The sequence below is a fragment of the Pontiella desulfatans genome, from assembly GCF_900890425.1.
In the GTDB taxonomy this organism is placed as follows: Bacteria; Verrucomicrobiota; Kiritimatiellia; order Kiritimatiellales; family Pontiellaceae; genus Pontiella; species Pontiella desulfatans.
The window spans coordinates 1,584,358-1,606,723 of sequence record NZ_CAAHFG010000001.1 but is presented as its reverse complement, the minus strand read 5'-3'; the positions used below and the strand labels follow the sequence as shown (position 1 = coordinate 1,606,723).

Genomic DNA, 22,366 nt, shown 5'->3' with positions numbered 1-22,366 from the left:
TGTTGCTCTCGGGATCAGGCCGAAAACGTCAGGGTTACCGCGGTGCCCTTGCCGGGTTCGGACACCACGTCCAGCACACCATTCAACTGCTTCGCCCGCTGTTTCAGTGCATGCAGCACGGAGGGCGATTCGAGCCGTTCCGGCGGGATACCGCACCCATCGTCCGAGATACTGAGCACCACGCGACTGTCCGCCCGCTCCATCCGAATGGTCACGTTCCGGGCATCGGCATGGCGGGTGACATTGTGCAGCGCTTCGCGATAGAACAACATCAGGTTCCGCGCTTTTTCATCGCTGACATCATAGTGGGCAAACGACGCGTCGGCCTCGAACGTCCAATCGAGCGCTTCGAGGAGGATTCCGCCGGATTCCTTCAGATGGTCCGCAATGCAAACGCGCTCGTCCGCCCTGGCGCGTAACAGCCAGACAATGTCGCGCACGGCGGTCACCGTCTCGGCGGCAATCCGACGGATCGTTTTCAGTTCCCGCGATGCCGGCGATTGCTGCTGCACCAGGTCGGACAACACCTGGACACACCCCAGGTTGCTCCCCACTTCATCGTGCAGATCCCCGGCAATGCGCTCGCGAACCCGACAGATATCACGCTTGCGGAGCAGCCGATAACGCACGGGCAGGATGATTGAAAAAAACAGACCGCCCCCACCGAGGACCAGCATGATCCCGAATACGCTCTGCCGAATCGTATCGACAATGGACTGTGCCTCCGCCAGAAGCGCCTGTTTTTGCTTTTCCAGCTGCAACCGTTTATCCAGCCCCAGCAACCAATCGACCGGGCTCACCAACCTGCCCTGCGGCCCGAACCCATCGGTCAGGCAATCCTCGCTCCAAAACAGTTCCGCGTGCGCAGCATAGCGGCCCGTTTGATCCGAAGAAACAACCTTGGCACCCAATGCCATATTGGCGTCGCCGTTCAGCACCTCGATTTCGCTCAGGGCCAGAAACGCGGGATAGTCGTCATACGGCTTCCAGAGTTTTGTCGTCTCGATCCGTATAAACCGCGCATGTGCGGCCGGGAATCGGAGCTCGATGGGATTGTGGCCCGGGTTTTTCATGTCGCCGCCCGTCTGATCCAATACCGTCGAATAGGATGCGGGAATGCCGCTTTCCGAAGTCCGGACCCGGAAGCGGCGGGGCATCCCGAACCCCGGAATATTGCCCAGAGACGCACGACGCGCCGGGTAGAGCCGCAGGCCGTCAACGCGGCGGGACTCCCCGAGATCAATCCCGACCCAAACCGAATCCTGTTCGCTCGCGTGATCCCTCGACAACCAGCCGACACCTCTCACAGAGGGTTCCGGGAATTCGGGCAGTCCCAACGAACTCTGCCCATCCACCAGATAACCAAGCCTCCAGTGCCAGTGCTGTCGCCGCTGGGGACCTTGCGGGATATGCACCTGCGCGTTCAAGGCCACATTCCGGCCGTTGGCAAAACAGAACACCTCCGAAAGGGCCAGAATAAAAACATCCTGTGGCGTGCGCTCCCGCGTATACAGCCGATGCGCCCTGACCCGCAGACCGGTCGCCATGGCAGGTTTATCCAACGGATAGACAAACGGATAGCCGCGTCGGACCGGCGATGAATGCACTTTGTTTTCGACCGCAACGGGAATATTCGATGTACCGGCCGCGCCGATCAGCTCAACCGAAAAGTCGTCCGGCAGCCCGTAATCCAGAATGAGCCCGTTCACATCATACTTCCGGGCGGGAGCCAGCACCACCAGATCCACCAGAACCGGCTTATTCCATGTGACCTCGATCTCCCGCTCCGGTTCACCCACCCGAGCCTGTGCGAGCAGCCCTCCGGTTCCGCCCAGTTCCTCCTTCGGAATCACGGGTAGCGACACCAACTCCCCCTCGATCCGGGTCAATTCAGCCTGCACCTCCTGCCAACGCCGAGAAACCCTTTCGGCCAGTCGATGCTCAAAGGCATGGGTCTCATTCGCCGCAACGGCGACGCATGGCAGGTTCGTCGCAATCAAAAAAAGTGCCGTGAAATACTTTATATTTGCCAACATACCATCCTCTATCATGGGTGACACCCCATGGCCACATTGTCATTGTGCTCCAACCAGCTAAAGCTCTCGTCACCCACCGCCATCCTGAACCTTTACCGGAGCATCATACCGCATCGTCACCTCTTCGGCTTCTGCGGAATACTCCGGTTCTCCCAAATTCCGCCTTAAACAATTCATTCACCCGCCACGGCCTGAGACCCCGACACGCCGTGCAACCCTCACCTTTCGCGGGCTGTCGGGAAGGGGGTCTTTCGCTTTGGTCCATTGAGTCAAGTCGGCTCTGCTTTTGTCTGGATTGCGGTAACATCACTCATTCTTTGTCCCTCAAATTTCACCTTATGTTTCCAATTGAACCGTGTTGAATACAAGCGCTTTCTAAGCGCGAGGCGTAATTGCCGGAAATGTACAATTAAAAGTCCCTCTACGCACAAAGTTTATTTATGCAGCTGCGGCGTTTCCTTGACCCATTCCTCGATCAGCTTCGCGAGCTTGGAAACTTTTTCCGGATGTTTAGCGGCCAGGTTATTGCGGTCGTCCGGATCGCTTTTCAGGTTATAGAGTTCTTTACCTTCAGGTTTGGCAATCAGCTTATCCCAGCCATCTACAACCACCCAGGCCTTCAAATCGTTCTCCATATTTTCAAGCTCTTCCAGATTGCTGTTGTGATCATAAACGTCCACGAAGATGCGATCACGTTTTTGTAAAGCTACCGGATCGCGCAGATCAAGGCCGGACATTTCCGCAGGCGGCTCGATTCCGCAGGCGTGCAGGATGGTGGTTGCAATATCAATATTACTCGCCAGGGTTTCTTTATCGCGGATCGGTTTCACGGTCGCACCATGCGTAATAAAAATCGGCGTACGAATACCGGCTTCCGTCGGCTCGCGCTTGGAGCGGATAACCCCGCCTACCTTATCAGGATCCGGCACCCACCCATTATCGCACGTATACACAAAAATCGTATTTTCGTAGAGTCCCTGTTCTTTAAGGTGCTCCACAATCTGACCACACCCCTCATCGAACCAATCCACATTTGCCCAATAGCGCGCCGTAGATTCGTTGGGCGCAATGTCTTTGTATTTATTATAGAGCCGGTCCGGTGCATTGTGCGGTGTGTGCGGAAGGAAAACCCCATACCACATGAAGAAGGGCTTATCTTCCTTTTTCGATTTCTCAACAATGTCGTGGAACGGCTTCATCGTCTCACGGCCGATTTCCAACCCTTTATCCCCATGGCGACCGCCACGGGTTGCATCACCATGCGTCATCGCATCGGTGAATCCATGATCCAGCGGATTTTCCTCCCACCATTTGCCGGTTTGCAAGGTCAGATATCCATTATCCTTCAAGAGTTCAATAAACGTGGTGCACTCGGCGAAGGGAGCCGTCATTTTGGCCCGCATTTCTCCAAAGAGTTCCAGATGGGTCTTTTTGTTGGTTCCCTTCGGCATATCCGGATCGTTGCCGCGTATTCCCGTTTCATGAGGATAGAGGCCAGTTGCCAGACTGGCCAATGATGGGCGGCAGAGCGGCGCGGTCACGTATCCCCGCTCATAAATCAGGCCGGCTTCCGCCAACTTATCCAGATTCGGGGTCTGAATCTGCTTATGCCCCATAAAGCCATAGTCGTTCCACCCCTGATCATCGCTCAGAATAAAAATGATATTGGGGCGCTCTGAATCCTGCTGCGCCTGGGTTAAACAAGCACAGCACGACAAGGCGGCTATTGCTACCCCGATATAGTTCGGAACTCGTAATTTCATGGTCATCTCCATTTTAACATCCTATTCAAAACGATTTTTTTTACTTCGAGAATTTGAAAAACCTACTGCTCAATCAAACGGAAGAAGGCTCCCGAGTTGGCCGGAGTTATATTCACAGGCGGTGAATCGCCGTCGGGTACATCGATCCAGACCCCCTCGATCAGGTTCGTGCGCGACTGAACTTTCATACCGCTTCCGGTCCAGTTAAATACCATGTCCCCACCGATCATTTCGTATTCAAGCATCGGGGACACCGTGACGGGCGAGAACGCTCCCGTGATACCTACGTTGTCAATCCACAGATGATGTCCACTGTTGCCGGGAGTACCTCCCGAAAAGACCAGTTCAAGGATGGCGACCCCACCCACTTCGAGTGTGCTGTCAGCAATGCCGGCCAGGGAAACGTCGATATCATCGTGCTGGTCATGGGTCTCTGGATCCAAATCATCGGTCTTGAGGCCTGCAGTCCCCCCCAGCTCGGTGATCGCTTGATCAGCTGAAGTAAAGACATTACCGACCGTGATATCGCTGCCGGCCAGTACGTTCACCGCATAGGTACGTGCTGCATTGGCGCGGAACGCAAGGGCGTCAAAGTGAATCGCACCCAGGTAGATATCGCTTGAACCAATGTTTGAGATCGTCAATGTGATTGAACCGTTCCTGCCATTAAGCAGGCTGATGCAGTCAACCCCCAGGGTGGTATTTGTGCCGGCCGGATTTCCGTCCCCATCAAAGGTTCCCCAGGTCCCGTCTTTACTGGAACCACGATCTTCGGTAGCAGAGGTGTTCCAATTGCCGTCCGGGGAGAAAGCCGTAGCGGAAGCCGTTATACCTGCCGCCGCAAAGGTTGGGGTTGGAGCGGAGATACTGTCCCACGTATCCCAGCCGGCGATGAGTTCATAAACGAGCTGCGCATAGGGATAATGACCATCCCTCACGTCAGCCACCTCGGCCGGGGTAAGCGCCTCACGGTAGAGCACCACATCGTCGATGCAGCCTTCAAAGTGCTCGTTCACTTTGGTGCCCGACCCGTCGTCATCCCCGCCGATAAGGAATGGGAGCGGGGAGGATTCGTTGTAGACAAAGTTCGATGCCACGCCCTGCGCGACTCCATCAACATACCACTGATAGCTTGTGCCATCCTTCACCATCGCATAGTGGTGCCACTCATCCTGCGGAATATCGGAATAATCATAGCGTTCGATGGCACCGGCAGTGTCCGAGTTCGCGAACTGAACACTGATCGGCGTGAACTTGATAAATTCATAGTTTTCCGAACCGGTGTTTCCATAGCGGTTTCCCACCATGATGGATCCATTATCCGCTCCGGGTGCCGTCGCCTTTTTCGCCCACCACGCCCACGTAAAGTCGTTGGTTTCAGCAAGCGCATAGGTAAAGGTCGTTGCAATGCGGTCATCCGTTCCGTCAAACACGACGTAGGAATCGCGCGTTGCATCACTGCCCCAGGTCGCGCCATTCAGCAATTCGCCGTCAAATCCATAACCGGATGCATCGACCGCATTCGTTCCGGCGCCCTCATCCAGCGGCCAGTGAGCGACCAGACCGGAGGTGGGATCTATGTCCCCGGAAACGGGAAGCCAACCCTGCAGCAAACGGGCACAACCGAGCTGATGGTGAGGGGTGTCTTCATTACCGACCTCATTGTCATACGTCGCGGGATCTTCAGGACTGTAGTTCTCAACGATAAAGAAATTCGGCAACGCGTTTTCAGTTTCCAAAATTTCGACGAACGCCTTTGTATCTTCATCATAATTGGTTCGAGCGCTGTTGGGCGAAACGATAATCCCGACGGTATGACCTCTACTTTGTGCCCACCGGATGGCGTCTAGAATCCAGTCATGGTATTTACGAATGTTCGAATTGGTGCTGTTTATCCGCCTGAAATAAACGGTTGGCGGAATATCCAGCGTCATTCCTCCGGATGCCGTAATGATCTCCTGAAAATCGGTTCGGTCAGACACTAAGTTTTGATGCAGCGTCGTCTGATATTCCGCCATGTTCTGATACTCAAACGTGGCATAGATTGCGGTGGATGAATCGACGCCTTTGTCATAATAGGCCTGCCTATCGAGTATCCAGTCATCCACCTCTGGAATTCTCCCACTGGAATAGGCGTTCACCGTAATGAATTTCGCCTGGATACCCCGGTCCAGATATCTGCTTTTGTACGCGTTCTGCCTGGAGGTATAGTCATACGCGGAAAACCCCATCTCAATGCCCCACTCATGGTCCTGCCACAATTGAACGATGGTGTTTTTCTGCGCCTCGGTCGTGTGATTGTCCCACCCAACCGAATGAATAAAAATATTTCCGCCCGCCGCGCGGAACTCATCAGAATTGGCCGCTACCGCTAGATTCGAGCATCCGGAAACACCGCCGCAGAATATTTCATTTTGTGCAACAGTCGCCATACAAAGGCTCACAGACCAAGCCAAGGCGAGCAGGACTCGATTTAATCTAAGAATGGAGTTTATCTTCATTATTACACCTACCCAGTTTGTTGTATTATTTTTCAATCAGCCGGAAAAAGGCTTCCGGATCGGTTGTGGAATTTGTCACCGGAGGAGCATCGCTGTCGGGCACATCAATCCAGACTCCCTCCGTCAGGTTTGTGCGAGACTGAACCTTCATGCCGCTTCCGATCCAGGTGAAGACGATATCGCCCCCGATAATTTCGTACTCAAGCACCGGGGACACCGTGCCGGGCGGAAACGTTCCCGTGATACCTACGTTGTCAATCCACAGATGATGTCCGCTGTTGCCGGGAGTACCTCCCGAAAAGACCAGTTCAATGATGGCCACCCCACCCACTTCAAGTGAGCTGTCAGCAATACCGGCCAGGGAAACGTCGATATCATCGTGCTGGTCATGGGTCTCGGGATCCGAATCATCGGTCTTGAGGCCTGCAGTCCCCCCCAGCTCGGTAATCGCTTGATCAGCTGAAGTAAAGACATTACCGACCGTGATATCGCTGCCGGCCAGTACGTTCACCGCATAGGTACGTGCTGCTTTGGCGCGGAACGCAAGGGCGTCAAAGTGAATCGCCCCCAGGTTGATGTCGCTTGAGCCAATGTTTGAGATCGTCAATGTGATTGAACCGTTCCTGCCATTAAGCAGGCTGATGCCGTCACCCCCCAGGGTGGTACTCGTGCTGGCCGGGTTCCCGTTGCCATCAAAGGTTCCCCAGGTCCCGTCTTTACTGGAACCACGAGCTTCGGCAGCAGAGGTGTTCCAATTGCCTTCCGGGGAGGAAGCCGAGGCGGAAGCCGTTATCCCTGCCGCCGCAAAGGTTGGGGTTGGAGCAGAGATACTATCCCAGGTATCCCATCCGGCGATCAGGACCTCCGAAGCAGGATCCGCCTCAAGCGAAATATGGAAGGAGCGGATCGAAACGGGCGAGGCCTCTTCACCGGACTTCATATTGACAACCGATAATCGAAACTTGCGGGCCGTCACCTCCGGGAGCTGAACCTCCCAGTCCGGGCCGATGCCGCTCCCCGCCCCCAGCACCTGCCAGGCGGATTCATCCCAGTATTCGATCAGGAAATTACCTGCCCGTCCTCCATCTTCATCGATTGCGATGCTATTGACGGCATTCGAAACGCCCAGATCAATCATCAGCCACTCACCGGCTCCGGGGCCATCCGAAATCCATGCAGTACCCGCATCATTATCGTTGGCCAGCTTTGCAGGATGATCCTGCGTTTCAGAGGATGCCGACACATAGCCGTCAAACAGGCGCATCTGCAGCTGCGCTTCAAAGAGCGACTTCGGATAAACCTCCGTACCCTGGAGCTGATTCAGCCCTGTATTCACCAGGGTGATATTTTCGCCCGGTGCCAGGAAACCGATAAATTTCGGCCATGCGTAGGTATGGGTTTTCCGGTTCACCGGATCCCAGAAATCGAAGGTCTTAAAAGAATAATATGACGCATGCTCAAAATTCCAGAAGGTCAGATCGGGTCCGCTGTTCGGATAGGAATCTTCAGCACCACCGTTGTTATTGAACGATCCGCCGAACACGCCATCCAGCAGGTTTCCATAAGGGTGATAGCCATGGCAGTCGATGGACTGGTGCTCGTTCATTTTGCAGTTCAGAAAAACCGTTCCGGTGGTACTCCAACGCATCCCGGGACCATGCCCATGACCCGCAATGTTATGGCCGCCGTCGTCCCGCACATCATCCCACATGTTTTCAAACAGCACCCCGTAGGAATAGCGCGCATAATAGGAAGTATGCCCCTGCTTGCCGGTATAAAGCACATCTTTCACCGTCACCGCCAGACACTTTTCAATCCACAGCGCTTCGTTCCAGTCCTTGAACTCGCAGTTCCGGACCCAGCCGTTAAATACGTTTTCCATGGCCAGTGCCCGCCAGCCGTAATCAACCAAGTCGCTGTCATGGTGCTCGTAGATCGCAGGATCATCCGCCCAACCGCTGGTAAAAAGAATATCTTCCACACCGACCTCTTCGATCGTGGTGTACCGCTCGACACGCGAAGAATTGTGATGAAGGGCAAAGTGCATGTTCACCGGGTTCTTAAACGTTACCATATTCCCCTGTATGGCGGTGATCAGGTGTTTTTCGTGGGGCCTGATTCCATTGTCTGGAAGTTTCCAGATAGGGTTGTACGACAGGCCCGGCATGTTGAGCGGGAGGTTGTCCGTCGTTTGCTGATATAGGTTCACTGTGTCCCCGACACTCAGCGCACCGGCGTTGGCCACCTGAATCTGGTAATCCCCACGCGTTATAGCGCTGGTGATTGTGGTGATATCCGAGTCATTGATCGAAGCCGGCTTAAAATGAAAACGCCAGGGGCCCGCACCACCGTCCGAATCGCTGCGCTCCGTGAAAATCTCCGTGCCACCGACTCCGGAACCCGCCCCCTTGAGCACAATGTGACTCCCGTTGATCTCAAACGGGGTATCCTGCGTGGCCGCGTCGCTGACCTTGTACCGCCCGGCCGGAAAATAGACCACCGTTGGAACGCCGCTGGCCTCGGCTGCAGTGATCGCCGCCTGAATGGCCGCATCATCAAACCCTGCGTCATCCGCAACGGCCCCGTATGCGGTGACATCAATCGTATTCCAACCGGACACATCGGGAATCGGCTGTTCTGAAAATTGGTAGCCGGCATACGAGAAATCCAGCAGGAGGCTATCGCCCATCTGTCCCGTCGCCCTTTTTTGATTATAGTCAAGCCAGGCCGGAGCCTCTGTTGCAGACAATGCAACACAAGCCCCCATCAAAACCGACAGCAAAAAGAGGATTCGTTTCATCATAATAAGAAAACGGACAATTCGCCTACTCTGACCCTATTGACCTATATGTATTCAGTACTATCAAAAAAAGGGGGCTGTAAAGCCCCCTATTTAAATGCATTTCATGCGTAGAGCTACATCATGAAACGGCGGCGGATAAACAGGACGCCGCCACCAAACGCCGCCACCAACCCCAGCGTACCGGGTTCCGGAATTACAGATGTTGTGATATCCAACGTGCGGGTGACATTTCCTGTGCCGTCGTCCGCAAAATTGTAGCGGTCGTTGGTTGGGTAAGGACTGGGCCAAGGGCCGTCATGCGAAATACGGAACCAGACGTCGCTCTGGAGAGGATTTCCGGATGCGTCGTAGAAGCTCTTAAACAGAGTCAGGGCAGCACCGGTCAACGCAAAACTCTCCACCGAGTTGGCTGCGAGATCCGTATTGTTAAAAGTAGCCACCAAGGTTCCATTGCCCAGGGCACCGATATCCCCTGAATAATCCGCCGTGCTGAAGTCGGTGAACTGGTCATAATTCATCAGGCTGATCACCGCATCGAACGTTGCGCTCGACGTTATCGGGGTGCCCGTCATCGTGAATCCGAAGTTGACCGCATCAATCTGTTCACCAGCCGCAAGGGTGGGCAGGGCGAACCCCCAAACCGGCACATTGATAACCTGGTTGGGACTAGTCCCGCCTGCCCCCACACGGTCGGCGTTGCCGTCACTAGGCTTCCACGCATCCGGACCACCGTTCTGAAGGTCACCTTGGATCACACCATAGCTTGATGGAGTGCCTGAAACCATTCCGGCATGCGCACCCATTGCCATTACAAATGCAACCATGCTGCACGTAGTCATTACTTTTATTGTTCTCTTCATTTTTTTCTCCTTTTGTTTACCTGCGGCATCCCCTCTGTGGGATGCTTCTTAACTAAATTCTCAATGGTTATATGGCGGGACGGGTTCAACCTTGTAGAATCAGGCATCCGCCGCCCCGCCATTGCGAGGAATCCCTATACCCTATTGTTCAATCAGACGCAGGAATTCAACATCGTTGGTGGCTGGAACCACGACAGGGCTGGAGGTTGCACCAGGCACATCCATCCAGTCGCCAGTGGTAAGACTATCGCGAGTCTGCAACTTGAACGAACCGTCCGATGTCCAGGTAATGGTCATGTTTCCGCCCGACACTTCCGAACCCATTACCGGCGGCTCCGGCGGCTCAACCACCGTATCGGCCGTAGATGAAATTCCGAGATTGTCCACCCACAGATGATGTCCACTGTTGCCGGGAATGCCTCCCGAAAAGGCCAGTTCAATGATGGCGACCCCACCCACTTCGAGTGTGCTGTCAGCAATACCGGCCAGGGAAACGTCGATGTCATCGTGCTGGTCATGGGTCTCGGGATCCAAATCATCGAGCTTGAGGCCTGCAGTCCCATTCAACTCGGTGATCGCTTGATCAGCTGAAGTAAAGACATTACCGACCGTGATATCGCTGCCAGTCAGTACGTTCACCGCATAGGTACGTGCTGCTTTGGCGCGGAACGCAAGGGCGTCAAAGTGAATCGCACCCAGGTTGATATCGCTCGGCCCGTTGTTCGTGATCGATAACGTGATCTGACCGTTCCTACCATTGAGCAGACTGATGCAGTCAACCCCTAGAGTGGTACTCGTGCTGGCCGGATTCCCGTTACCATCAAAGGTTCCCCATGTCCCGTCTTTACTGGAACCACGAGCTTCGCCAACAGAGTTGTTCCAAATTCCGTCCGGGGAGAAAGCCGTGGCGGAAGCCGTTATACCTGCCCCCGTAAAGGTTGGGGTTGGAGCGGAGGTGCTATCAAACGTATCGATACCAACGATGAGATCTTCCGGGGGCGGCGGCGGCAGCGCCCCCACCTGGATGGTACCGGTGGTGCCGGCAAATACCGCGTTGGAACCCATCGCGTTCAGTTCAGCCAGCGTATAGACGGCACCTGAGGCAACATCATTGGTGCCGATCGAAAGAGCCGACACGCTCCATGCATTTGCGCCCACGACCACCGAAGCGGACGGACTGTCGGCAACGGTCAGGGTTTCGCCGGAGGCCAGGCCATCCCAGTTGCCCAGGATGCGCAGCGTTGCATTGCTCTGCACCTGAATGCCGGACGGACCGACCGCGCCGGGAGCGGCAAACTCGGCGGTACCGCCGGTCACGTTCCACGTTCCGCCAAAGGTATTGGCCGTATTGTCGATGTAGACGGTTTTGGTGGGTGCGGACAGTTCCAGGGTAGATACCCCAGTAACCAGAGCCAGCACACGCAGGTCCCGCGTCTCATTCGTGGCACCGGCCAACGTGGGATTACCAAATACATTGATCGTCCCATCCACCTTTGCTTCCCCGGCATCCACTACCCCCGCTCGGAGAACATCGCTGCCCAGATCAAGCAGAGGGAAAGTAATTACATCGGCCCCGGAAACCATCAGCTCCACGGTCTGCGAGCCGACCAGATCAAGAGACGCTCCCGGGAAGGTCGCGGTGGTGGACGGTGTTTGCAAAGCCACATTGTTGGTTACAATATAATTATTGATGCTTGATGGGGGATTGCCGTCGCTCCATGCAGAACCGGCGGTCCAGTTGGTCGGTGTCGATGCAACATAATAGACATCTTCCGGCTGCACACCCCAATCCAGTTCCAGCCCGAAGAGGGCCGCATTAGAATCAAGCGGGTCATCGGCAAACTGGATCCGATCGCCCCCGTTAGCCGAATTAGTGATACTGGGCGACAGACGGAACCAGATCGTACTTTGAGTCGGATTACCGGACGCATCATACAATGAACTCAGCTGGGTCAATGCCGCGCCCGTCACAGGCACCTCTAACGTTTCACCCGCTGGTATTTCAGATTCGTCTAGCTGGGCAAATACGTAGCCATTCGAAAGAACCGTGCCCAGTGGAGCCGATGCCGCCACAAACTCGGCAGAGCCGATCTGTGATATATCGGTGGCATTCATCAAGCTGAACACAACATCGAAAAACAGGGGAGCGCCGCTTATCGAAAGCACATCTACCGAAAAGGTTGCGGCCGTAAGTGTTTCTCCGGGCGGAATCGGCGGAAGATCCAGCCCCCATACAGGCACGTTCATACGCACTGGGGTGCCCCCATTACCGACTCGTTTGCTGTTGCTGTTAGTTAGTAGAGATGTAGTTGGACTCCCATCTGAAAAATCTCCTTGAATTACGTGGCTTCCATTCCTCTTTGCGTTCGTTGTGGTCTGGGCATGTGCGCCGAGCACACCTGCCGCCAAGGCCAATAAGGCCTTTGCTTTTATTTTTTTCATTCCATTCATCTCTTCTGCCTCCGTGTTTTTACTTATTTATTTCACTCGCTTCCTTGGGTTTTATTGCTGGATCAACCCGACATCAGTTTGCAAATGAACCTTCCAGCTATTTCTATCAGACCCAATATGAGCAAAAACCGGATCCTGGGTTCCCACTCAGCCGAATGAATATTCGGACTCAACCGAAATCAGGGCCTTTTTTCCCTCGTTTTCCGGGTTTTTGAAGTAAACAGCTGATTTATTTTCGATTTTCGAACATTCAGTTTGCGGCTCTCCCATCGGCGAACACAACCCGCGATGGGCATCCCGTTCGAACCGATTTCAAGCCACCCATCGATAGGCGCGCCCTACACAAAAAATTCTAATAAACGCATTAATTATACGGGGTTTAAACCTTTTACATCGTGAAAGGTCGCTTGGGGTCCAAACAGCTGGGGTTGGCAGTAAAACTGCGGTGAGAGGTTGAATTCGATCAATGCACTCAAGCGGAACGGTGTGATTTACGAGCAGGGTGGATGCTCAAAATCGCGGCGAACCAACCCAATTTTCGGGACATGCCTACTTTTTATTGTTTGCCAACACCGATGACGGTGTTTGGCCGAACTCTATTTTGAAAACTCTTCCGAAATAGCTCACATCAATGATTCCCACTGCTGTCGCGGCCTCGGCAACGGTCATGCGGGGCTGCGCTTCTTCCAGCATTTTTTTTGCACACTTCAGGCGTATAAGCCGGATCAGCCGGCTCGGTGTTTCTCCAGTTATCGCCTTTATTTTAAGTTGTATACTCCGCTCACTCATGTGTAATTCCCGGGCAAGCTGGGCGGGGCCGAATTCCCAGTCATCCATTTGGGTTTTGATGATGTTAACCGCTCGTTCAAGGAATACCTGATCGATGGAGGTGATGCTGACGTCAAAATCAGCCAGCTGGATTTCCCGGCGGAAACGCTCCTGCATGGCTTTTCGTGACTCCAGAAGCGCAGCAATCCGTGCTTTTAGCAGGTCAATGGCGAATGGTTTCGTAACGTAGGCATCCGCACCGGCCTTTAGTCCTTCCAATTCGTGCTCCTGTGCCGTGCGGGCGGTCAGCAGAATGATGGGAATATGGCTCGTTAAAGGGTTCGATTTAAGTTCGGCACACAGTTGCGTTCCGTCCATCAGCGGCATCATGACGTCAGAAATAATAAGATCCGGCATCAGTTCGGAAGCCCGCTCCAATCCTTCGCTTCCATTTCCCGCTTCGTGTATGTCGTAGAGCGGGGACAGCTCCATGTGCACGAATAAACGGATATCCTTGTCATCATCAATGACGAGGAGGGTGGGTTTTGTGGTTTGCTCACCGTTCGAGGAACCAGCCAAGGTTTCAGACGGCATGAGATTATATTCGGTCTGGATATGAGCAGGGTGTGCCCCCTCGGGAGCTTCTGCATAGATGGGAAGCTGAAGAATGAACCCGGTTCCCTGCCGGTCCGCTGTAACCGGACTCTCGACCAAAATGGAGCCGCCGAGCAATTGGGTCAACTCTTTGACCAACGCCAGTCCCAGCCCGGATCCTTTGTTTTCATTTGAGTCCGAGCGGTAGTACCGCTCGAAGATATGCTCCTGGTCTTCCGCAGAAATACCGGGCCCGGTATCTTCAACCCGGATTACTACTGAAGTCGGGACCGCGATTCCGGCCGCATCCTTTTCATAGTCAATGCACAGCATCACTTTTACGCTGCCGCCAGACGGGGTGTATTTGATGGCATTTGAGATCAGATTGCTCAGCAGGATTTGCAGTTTATCATAATCGAACCAAACCATACACGAGGTTTTCGGCGCTTCAAAAGCGTATGTTACCGAGGTCATTTCCGCATAGGTCAGCAGCGAATCAAAAACGGCTTGTGCCGATTGAATAAAATCGCCGTAGCTCCAGCTGATTTTCATCTTTCCGGCTTCGAGTTTTCTGAAGTCCAGGATTTGGTTGATTAAGGTCCGCAATTTTTCGCCATTCCGGATCATCATGCGGAGTCTATTCTTGATATCGGGGTCCTGCGTCTTTTCGTATAGACCTTGAAGCGGGCCAAGCAACACGGTAAGCGGCGTTCGAAGTTCGTGGGAAATGCTCGTAAAAAAGCGGAGTTTCACACGTTCAAGTTCTGTTTTGTGCTGCTGATCGGTCACCAGGCGATGCTTGTATGATCTCAAAACCATGATGATCAGAATAATGACCAAACAGACCAAAAGTATGAACCACGCCTGCTGCCAGACGGGAGCAATCGCAACAAACGAGATTACTGCCGGAGTGGGGTCCACATTCAAATCATAATCGCGCGCCCGGACTTCAAACGTGTGCCTTCCGGGCTTCATGGAACGCAGCGTCACGTCGCGGTTTAATGCATACGCACTCCAATCCTGATTATCGAGCCGCCAGGAATAATACAGCTCTTGATCTTCCGTCTGCTGCCAAGGCGAAGTTCCCTGCCAGCGAATAGTCATGCTGCCCGGTAAAGCCACCCGCTCCATGAAATCAATGATTTGCGTGTCAGGCGGCAGGGAGGCTGGGCGGCAGCGAATCGATTTAAAGGTGACATTGGACTCCAGCTGATATCTTGACTCAGCTCGAAGAAACCAGGAAGGCGAGACATAGTTGAGCCAAAGGCTGCCATCCTTTGATTCATGCACTGAACCCTCAAGATGAAAAAGCCCCGGAAAGAAAGACCCGTAAATGCCGGGCGTCCAACCATACCCGTCGAAATAACTTAATCCATTCGCACTTAAGGCCCAGACGTCGTCGGTACCACGGCCCAGCAACGCAACGACCATATTATCGGTCAATCCATCCTGCCGCGCGTAGCGGGTCCATTCGCCCTCCCTGAAGCGATGCACGCCGAGGCCCTCGGGGGCGACCCATAAACTGCCATCCTCCGCACAGTCCATGGCAAGATACTTTTCACCAGGTCCGGCATGTTCATTGGCAATGCGGCTGGGCGATGAGCCGTTTAACGCCCATAATGCATATGCACCTATAACCATTTTTCGGTCGGGAAGCTCCCTTATATGCCAGGCCCTGTTCGGTTTTTGGCTATGTTTGAATCGGTATCCGCTCGCCCCATCCGGTTCCGCCCAAACAACCCCCCCTGTATCCTTGGGTAAACCACGGTAAGCCCCGAACCATATAGTTCCCTGCGAATCCTCAAAAAGAGATGACGGGCTGATATGCAAAGGCAGGTCCTTATGAATCGTCCGCTGCCAGCGTCCATGTTCATCAAGAAACGCTGAGGCCGCCTGGCCTTGATGACTCCCAACAACCCAGACCGGGCCGCTTCGATTGCAAAGCAGGCCTACCGGGGTGTCAATTAAACCATCCCCCTGATTATACAGATCCCATTTCCCTTCGTGAAGACGGACTGCATGACCCTCAACATCCAGGAACCACTGTGCCCCAAGCCGGTCTTCACCCTGAAAAATGAGGCCCTCCATGGTTTGCCACCGCTCGTTGGAAAGGTCCACTCGATACACTTTCCCATGAAGCTTCCCTACCCATAGATTCTGGCCCTCATCGACCATCATGAGCGGCAAACTGCTGCTATCCGGGCCCGGATACCTGAAGGATTCCCACCTATCGCCGGATCTGCAGAATATCTGAGAGGGGGACGCGATAATGGGCTCTCCCTCGGCTGACCGGACTAAGGCATAAGTATTTTGTTCAACGGAGTCCGATTCGGATAAGGGCCAATGGGTGTTCATCCCCCTGGATATATCCATGATGTACACATTCGGCCCAAAGCCTGCCCAGATCTGACCATCATCCATTTCAAGCATGCTGACGACCTGATTAAGACTCACATTCCCTGAACTCTTTAAACTACGACAAGCACCCGGTTCGCTCAGGGGGCGTTGGGTATCGATCTGCACGAACCAACCCGACGTGTAGCCAATGGTTAAAACGCCATCATCGTTCTCGAACAAACCAACCATTACATCCCCATCCGGCCCTTGCAAGTTCGGCAGAACCTCTATGGTGACAAGGTCGGACAACAGTTTTTTCGCCCCATTAACATGCCTGGGCTCTGTAATCAGTTTGATGTTGTTTTCGTTTATATGAAAAAGTCCCCGGGTCGAGCCAAGCCATACTCCTCCATCGTTAGCAGGCATTAAGAAGGTCAAAATTATGCTCTTGCCCTCTGGCGGGAAGGTCCTCTTCCAAAGCTTACCGTCATATCGAAACAAGATGCCGCGGCTCAATGCATAAACAGTCCCATCCTTTGCAACGGCCAGTTGTTGAACGGGAGTGTCTACAAATCCGTTTTCCAAATCATGCCGTTTCCATTGGGTTCCGTCATAACGCAGCAAACCATTATTGACGCCAAACCAGATCGCCCCGTCCGGAGTGGTCGCCATGCACCGGAACCCTTCCTGATCCAGCGCTTCGATATGGTGCCAGCGCCACATCTCTCCAAGCGCGGCAGGGACCGGTTGAGGTTGGTAGGGCTGAACGGCCCAGGCACTGAAGGTCAAGGCAGCTACACATAGGCAGTACAAATAGACGATGGAAATTTTGTGATTCACTTTTTTAAACTCATGCTTCTCAGCAATATGGAATGCTTAATATAGCTTCCCGCCAATCTAGGCGATAGATTGACCACTCTATTTTAAAACAATATATCATAACACTGGTGTCCGGTAAATAGTTGAAAATATAGACGACTCGGAAGGTAGACTGTAAATTAAAATGCCATATTTTGTTTGCCGACGATTGCCTCATGCTGCCAGCTCCTGAATAAACCGTTCTTCTGCAGTATCGAAATCCAATATCTTGCGCGGATAGTTGGTCTATTTCATTCCGAGACATATATTTGAAAAATCGGTCAAAATGCATGATGCAGACCGTTACGCCAAAACGTTCAAGACGTGGCAACAATTCCTTCTTTTGCTATACGCACAGGCAACGAGAAAACAATCCCTGAGCAATATTGTTGGCGTGGTCGGCCCGATTGGATGCAATTAGTGTTTCGTACTACCCCGGTTCAGGCTATCTGAAAACAAATTCTTATTTCACCCACCTTTCGTGGGGGAAATAGCACTCTAGCAACCACCTAAACTACGTCCAATTTACAAATCCCCACGACATCTGAAATCTACACAAGGTTATATGAAGCTTCCGGTTGATGCGAGTTAACCGACCGGAGTATAGAGGAAGAGTGGTTCAATAGGTCAAAACAACGCTGCTTACGCTCGTTGAACCAAAAGTTGAAGTTTATCATTTGATCCACAATTCATTCTTTCGGTCCCATGAGCTTGGATCTTGGATCTTCAGGTTGTTTAAATGGATTGATCGGGTACTGAGATCCCGCAATGTTTTGATCTTAGATTCGTTTGTCGTACTGAAACTGATGATGCGATCAAGCTTCAAGGGTATCAGTTTTTCTATGTTCTCAGCGCCGCGGGTGCCGGTTTCGACTTCGACTGCAATGCGTTTACCAGCTTTTTCAGCGTAGAGGTCAATGGCCATATTATTGCCTATAGGTTTTTCGAGTTCGACAGTCCATCCGTCTTTTTCGAGCTGCTTAAGGATTCCGTTTTTCCAATAGTTGTGAACGATTCCACCTTCCTTGCGCTTGGTGACTTTAATCCCATTCCGCTTCATGGATTCGCGCATGGCGGGGGTGAAGTCGAGGAGGACGACCTTGCCGGTTTTTGTAGGGACGTCAACGGGCTGGATTACTCCTTTTTCAATAAGTCCCTGTTTGGCATGGTTCCCCCGCCTTCGACTGATCCCCAATCTTGAATATCGTTTAACAACTCCATCAAAAGGATGCTTACGAATATCCTTAAGCAATACTTCTTCGGTCTCAGATAGACCTGTTCCAGTAGAATGCTTCTCTATTCTATGGTTTTCGGGAATGGGTTCCTTTTCACTGGAACCGGCATTATGGTTGCCCTTTGATGTGGAATCGCTGGAATAGGATCCATAAATTTGCGATAGGTACGCATCGGAGACCGATCCTTTATCGAGATCGACTTTCGGAATCTGGATTTCAAATGGATGGATGAACCTCGACTGGAGTTTCACGACCGCATGACCAATGGGCAGCAGGCCCAGCGTTTCGCGGTTCTCTTTCGGGATCCGCATCATCTCAGCGAGTGAGTTGATATCCTTGCTGTGTTTCATATTGAGCGCGATGGTACAATATGTGTTTCCAAGGGCTGGAACCGATATCTGGCTCGGATGCTGGTCTATCAGCACGATGGATTCACCGAGCTCCCGGATCTCCCGCAGAATCAGATCGATGACCGTTTCCTTTCCGGTATTCGTCAGTATGTTGTGCGCCTCTTCCACGATGATGCAGTGCTTGAATGTTTCCCGGTCGGGCTCAAGCATTCGGCAATGGTGTATCCACACCATCAGTGTTTCGATCAGGAATGTTTTTTCGTTTTGCGCCAGCGAATTGAGCTCAAGGCAAACGTTCTTATCGAGCAGTTGCTGCACCCCGGTTTGGGAGTCGGTATTGATGACGTCGGACACCTGTCCAAAGCATAAACTTTGAACCGCCCGCATGGTGGAATCGAGCCACATAGCCTTCCGGCCCTTCACCGGCATCTTTTCCAAAAACTCAAGTACATCCTTCAGAGTTGGATAGCGCTCGGGAGCATTTCCATAGCACCCGAATTTTGAGTAAACGGCATCGATAGCTTCCATCAGAATAAACATAACTCCTTCTCCTAAAAAGTAGGCGTGGGATATAATCTCGATCAGTTTTTTTAACCACACTTTTAGATCGGTTCCAGGGGGTGGAATCAGCGGGTTAAAATAGAGCGGATGAACTGGCCTTCCGACGGTGTAAACTTCCAGTGGAACATCGTGCGCCAACAGGTCTCGATAGTTCCGTTTCCAGTCAAATATAAGGAACGGTTTTTTGTGACGAACCAGCTCTTTTATGAGCAGGGCTACCGTATTGGTTTTACCTGCCCCGCTCCGCCCAAAAATCGCCATGTGCTGGATAAATTCATCCTCCCGGATTCCGAACGGATGGAGGACTTTTTCATAGTTCAAAACCTGCCCGAGTTCATACTCACCTGCTGCGTCATTTTCCGGCGGCACCTGCAATCCATTTTCATCGCGCAGCGGATCCTCGCCATATTTCTGATGGAGCTGCAACTCGATCAAAGCCTCTATATCCCGTCTTCCGAATGCATCGGACAGCTGGTATTGACGCCATAGTTTCAACGCCTTGATCTGCCCGATATGGACGGCCAGTTTTTTGAGCGATTCCTCAAAGGTCATCGTCCATCAACCTCTTTTTCCGCCGCTCATCGGCATAGCCTGTCCATGAATCAAATATGCTTCCCAGCAACCGGTTGGTATCCCGCCAGCATGCGATCTCTTCGGCGTGACGTTCCTGGCTCAATCGTGCTAGTTGCTTTTCCAGGTCGATACCCTGTTTTGAACATCGACCTGCCATCACAGGTAGACCATTCAATTGGGATAGCGATGAATTCACGCGGGTTTCCTGAAACTCAATATCATTCAGAACGCTGTATGAGATCGTGTGCCGTGCTTGCAACTGTTTCATCAGGCAGTCGATGTGATCACCGTGTAATAACATCCGGTCCGCCCCGAAATTCATCGGATCATGTTCTCGCGCATTCCCGTCATTGAAAATCTTTTCATAGAGTCCGTCGGGCTTCCCGAACGGCTGCTTCGCTGCCGGAATTTCCCGTATGATTTCAAATGCGGGACGGCCGGTTTCGACATGATAGCCGTAGGCGTCCTTCTGCAGTTTTTGATCGGGCGCATAGCCCGGATAATACCAGTTATAGTTTCCTGCCATTTACTACTCACCAGTAGACCAAAACCATCCGGACTTTATAAATCTTTCGATCTTCCAACCCATGAAACACCGAAAACGGCCGAAGGACGGCAGCCGATTCGCATGGTTTATTCAGAGGTTTGTTCACGGGTTTATTTTATTCTTCATCCCGACTTAACTTGCTCATTTACAACAACATCCAACCTGAACAAACCTAACACCCCGTTTTCCGTTATTTTCACAGTGGATTTCCCCAGGAATCCTCCCCTCCTTTTCATGGTCACACCAATACATGACCACTCCTTCTTCTACCTCCCCCGGGGGCGAAGCCCCCGGACTACGTCCTTTCTCCTGCCCTGCCTTACCCCCGGTCACCACACCCCGCCGGAGGCGGGAGCTCCCACCAATTCCCATCCCCGATCTCATGAGCTCTGCTCATGTGATCGGTAGATCTATTAACCGCGAAGCGGTGATTAATTACGACCGAAGGGAGTTTTTCCACCCATCTCAACCCCCTCTACCTCATGAATCCATTTCCATCATCACCACAATCCATATCCCCAAATCCCGACATTTATCCCATCAACCAATCCCCATCTAATGCTTCCAACTGTTCCAACCCCTGTTACGGCATCACCACCCCATCACTCCATAGTGCCTAAACCTTCACACCTATATTTCCAGGCTCTGGAATTATCCCATAACCATCCCTCACTTTTACCCTGTTCCTATTATGCTGTTTTACCCCACGGCATAGGCGGCCTAATAGGCCAAAGGCCTCCGCCTATACCACGGAGGCAACGCCTCCCCGAAGCTCTTCGGGCAGTGTCTTCAGCCATTCTTCCATGCTCATTGACTGCTCAGTTCTTGTGCAGTATTTCTTCCGGTATAATCTCTGCGGCACCGGTTCTGCGCACATGATTCTTGCCATCTCTGCGGACTGCGCTGCTTCCGCCATCTCCATCAGCTCGGCCTGCATGATTTTCCGTTCTTCGTCATCCAGTTTTGAGTGGAAGCCAAAGTATCCAAGTACGGACTCCTGGTCTTCCACATCGAATACATCAAACGGAAATTCATCCTGCGCTTTGATGTAGCTGATGATTTGATTTATTTTCGCTTTGTTCATTTTATCACCTTTTGATTCCCGTCTTTTGCGGGTATCTGTTTCAGTCCCAAAACAGATACCCCGAGGGAATCATTCGACATGAACAAATCGAAAATTTTCATTCATTCCATCTGTATGATTCTTTTCGTCTGCCTCTTCTTTTTCGAGCGGCCATTTCGGGCAGCCGACCCCTCGGGGGAATCGCTTAAAATGACGCTCGCGAAGAGCGAACGGCTTTTATGCGCTTAGGCGTGAAACCCGATATTTATTTGTTCCGCCGCGCCCGGTCAGACAACGCCTTTTTATCGACTCGTTAAAGGGGCGCACAAAGCGCCTAAGCGGCGCCTCCGGCCAGCGCCTTGTAATATTCCAGTTCCGCCTCGTTCAGCGGCACCACATCCCATGGATGTTTCGGGTTCTGCAGCTCGCTAGCCGCCACATCCAACAGGTATTGCCGACCGTGGAGCTGGATATGAGGGAGTCCCATCATTCTTCCACCTCCTTCGCTTCATCGTGCTTACCGCACACCAGAAATTCGTAGGCCTTCTGTGCCAGCAATGCAACCCGTGGAAGATCATTTACCCTCAGGTTGTTTGTGCTCTGCCAGTCGCCATCCTTGTTCTGATATCGACGCTCGATGGTCACCGCATTGATTTCAGTCCCATCCTTCAACTCATTCTTCCAGACAGACGCTGAGATCGCGCCTGCTCCAAACTTCTTAATCGGCTTATTTTCGCTCATATTCTTCACCTTGCAACCTGCGTCTTCTGCGCAGATTGTCTACGGGCGACCAAGACAATCTCGCGATGACCGGCGTGAGTGAACTTCCACTGTAAGTATCGGAAATGCATTTTTGATCGCCACAAGAATCACCTTACACATCCTTTTGCCACTCGCCCCCATCAACAAACAACCCCCAACCATCAATTGCCATTCGGCAAAGCCGCATCCGTTTAAAAGCGTCACCACCATACAGTACTTACTACTTACTCTTTCAGAATAGAGATAGGTATATATATAGACCGCATCGGAAATTTACTCCCACCGCACCACAACCTGCGTCACT

Annotated in this window: 13 protein-coding genes; 1 reads left to right on the top strand and 12 read right to left on the bottom strand. The window is 52.5% G+C overall.

Going from position 1 to position 22,366, the window contains the following annotated elements:
* Window positions 1–14 precede the first annotated feature (14 nt).
* From E9954_RS06005 to E9954_RS05975, 7 genes are all read right to left on the bottom strand, one after another.
* Window positions 15–2,036 carry an ATP-binding protein gene (locus E9954_RS06005; protein WP_168442016.1) on the bottom strand — a complete coding sequence of 674 codons (2,022 nt, stop codon included), beginning with the start codon at window positions 2,034–2,036 and terminating at the stop codon, window positions 15–17.
* Between the two features lie 434 nt (window positions 2,037–2,470).
* Complete coding sequence (locus E9954_RS06000; protein WP_136078309.1) at window positions 2,471–3,799, bottom strand: sulfatase family protein; 1,329 nt, start codon at window positions 3,797–3,799, stop codon at window positions 2,471–2,473.
* A gap of 62 nt (window positions 3,800–3,861) precedes the next feature.
* Entirely contained in the window at window positions 3,862–6,231 is a 2,370-nt protein-coding gene (locus E9954_RS05995; protein ID WP_168442015.1) for a LamG domain-containing protein, read from the bottom strand.
* Between the two features lie 94 nt (window positions 6,232–6,325).
* Window positions 6,326–9,103, bottom strand: coding sequence for a DUF4955 domain-containing protein (locus E9954_RS05990; RefSeq protein ID WP_136078307.1), 2,778 nt, complete (start codon window positions 9,101–9,103; stop codon window positions 6,326–6,328).
* A gap of 113 nt (window positions 9,104–9,216) precedes the next feature.
* A complete protein-coding gene (locus E9954_RS05985) occupies window positions 9,217–9,963 on the bottom strand; it encodes a PEP-CTERM sorting domain-containing protein (RefSeq protein ID WP_136078306.1) in 747 nt (248 codons plus the stop codon).
* Between the two features lie 141 nt (window positions 9,964–10,104).
* Complete coding sequence (locus tag E9954_RS05980) at window positions 10,105–12,210, bottom strand: autotransporter outer membrane beta-barrel domain-containing protein (protein ID WP_136078305.1); 2,106 nt, start codon at window positions 12,208–12,210, stop codon at window positions 10,105–10,107.
* 753 nt (window positions 12,211–12,963) lie between these two features.
* On the bottom strand, window positions 12,964–16,953 hold the full coding sequence (locus tag E9954_RS05975; protein WP_136078304.1) for a hybrid sensor histidine kinase/response regulator transcription factor: 3,990 nt from the start codon (window positions 16,951–16,953) through the stop codon (window positions 12,964–12,966).
* A 259-nt stretch (window positions 16,954–17,212) separates the two neighbouring features.
* Between E9954_RS05975 and E9954_RS33830 the strand changes: the two genes are divergently transcribed.
* Window positions 17,213–17,392 carry a DUF4372 domain-containing protein gene (locus tag E9954_RS33830; RefSeq protein WP_168442014.1) on the top strand — a complete coding sequence of 60 codons (180 nt, stop codon included), beginning with the start codon at window positions 17,213–17,215 and terminating at the stop codon, window positions 17,390–17,392.
* A 252-nt stretch (window positions 17,393–17,644) separates the two neighbouring features.
* Here the strand turns inward: E9954_RS33830 and E9954_RS05965 are convergent, their stop codons facing one another.
* The 5 genes from E9954_RS05965 to E9954_RS05950 all read right to left on the bottom strand — a co-directional run bounded on the left by E9954_RS05965 (window position 17,645) and on the right by E9954_RS05950 (window position 22,041).
* A complete protein-coding gene (locus E9954_RS05965) occupies window positions 17,645–19,669 on the bottom strand; it encodes a helicase HerA domain-containing protein (RefSeq protein WP_136078302.1) in 2,025 nt (674 codons plus the stop codon).
* Complete coding sequence (locus tag E9954_RS05960; protein ID WP_136078301.1) at window positions 19,659–20,216, bottom strand: hypothetical protein; 558 nt, start codon at window positions 20,214–20,216, stop codon at window positions 19,659–19,661. Before E9954_RS05960 ends, E9954_RS05965 begins: the two co-directional genes overlap by 11 nt.
* Window positions 20,217–20,979: 763 nt before the next feature.
* Entirely contained in the window at window positions 20,980–21,321 is a 342-nt protein-coding gene (locus E9954_RS05955) for a hypothetical protein (protein WP_136078300.1), read from the bottom strand.
* Between the two features lie 313 nt (window positions 21,322–21,634).
* The gene (locus tag E9954_RS32335) at window positions 21,635–21,790 is read right to left on the bottom strand and encodes a hypothetical protein (protein WP_168442013.1); all 156 of its coding nucleotides are present in this window, start codon (window positions 21,788–21,790) and stop codon (window positions 21,635–21,637) included.
* Window positions 21,787–22,041 (bottom strand): hypothetical protein, encoded by a 255-nt coding sequence (locus tag E9954_RS05950; RefSeq protein WP_136078299.1) that lies wholly within the window; start codon window positions 22,039–22,041, stop codon window positions 21,787–21,789. Before E9954_RS05950 ends, E9954_RS32335 begins: the two co-directional genes overlap by 4 nt.
* Window positions 22,042–22,366 lie beyond the last annotated feature (325 nt).

Excerpts from the sequence above, each read along its gene's own strand:
- E9954_RS06005 (WP_168442016.1), bottom strand. The coding sequence starts at position 2,036 with ATGTTGGCAAATATAAAGTATTTCACGGCACTTTTTTTGATTGCGACG.
- E9954_RS05950 (WP_136078299.1), bottom strand. The coding sequence starts at position 22,041 with ATGAGCGAAAATAAGCCGATTAAGAAGTTTGGAGCAGGCGCGATCTCA.
- E9954_RS05965 (WP_136078302.1), bottom strand. The coding sequence starts at position 19,669 with ATGACCTTTGAGGAATCGCTCAAAAAACTGGCCGTCCATATCGGGCAG.
- E9954_RS05955 (WP_136078300.1), bottom strand. The coding sequence starts at position 21,321 with ATGAACAAAGCGAAAATAAATCAAATCATCAGCTACATCAAAGCGCAG.
- E9954_RS06000 (WP_136078309.1), bottom strand. The coding sequence starts at position 3,799 with ATGAAATTACGAGTTCCGAACTATATCGGGGTAGCAATAGCCGCCTTG.
- E9954_RS05995 (WP_168442015.1), bottom strand. The coding sequence starts at position 6,231 with ATGGCGACTGTTGCACAAAATGAAATATTCTGCGGCGGTGTTTCCGGA.
- E9954_RS32335 (WP_168442013.1), bottom strand. The coding sequence starts at position 21,790 with ATGATGGGACTCCCTCATATCCAGCTCCACGGTCGGCAATACCTGTTG.
- E9954_RS05985 (WP_136078306.1), bottom strand. The coding sequence starts at position 9,963 with ATGAAGAGAACAATAAAAGTAATGACTACGTGCAGCATGGTTGCATTT.
- E9954_RS05990 (WP_136078307.1), bottom strand. The coding sequence starts at position 9,103 with ATGATGAAACGAATCCTCTTTTTGCTGTCGGTTTTGATGGGGGCTTGT.
- E9954_RS05960 (WP_136078301.1), bottom strand. The coding sequence starts at position 20,216 with ATGGCAGGAAACTATAACTGGTATTATCCGGGCTATGCGCCCGATCAA.
- E9954_RS05980 (WP_136078305.1), bottom strand. The coding sequence starts at position 12,210 with ATGAACGTGCCTGTATGGGGGCTGGATCTTCCGCCGATTCCGCCCGGA.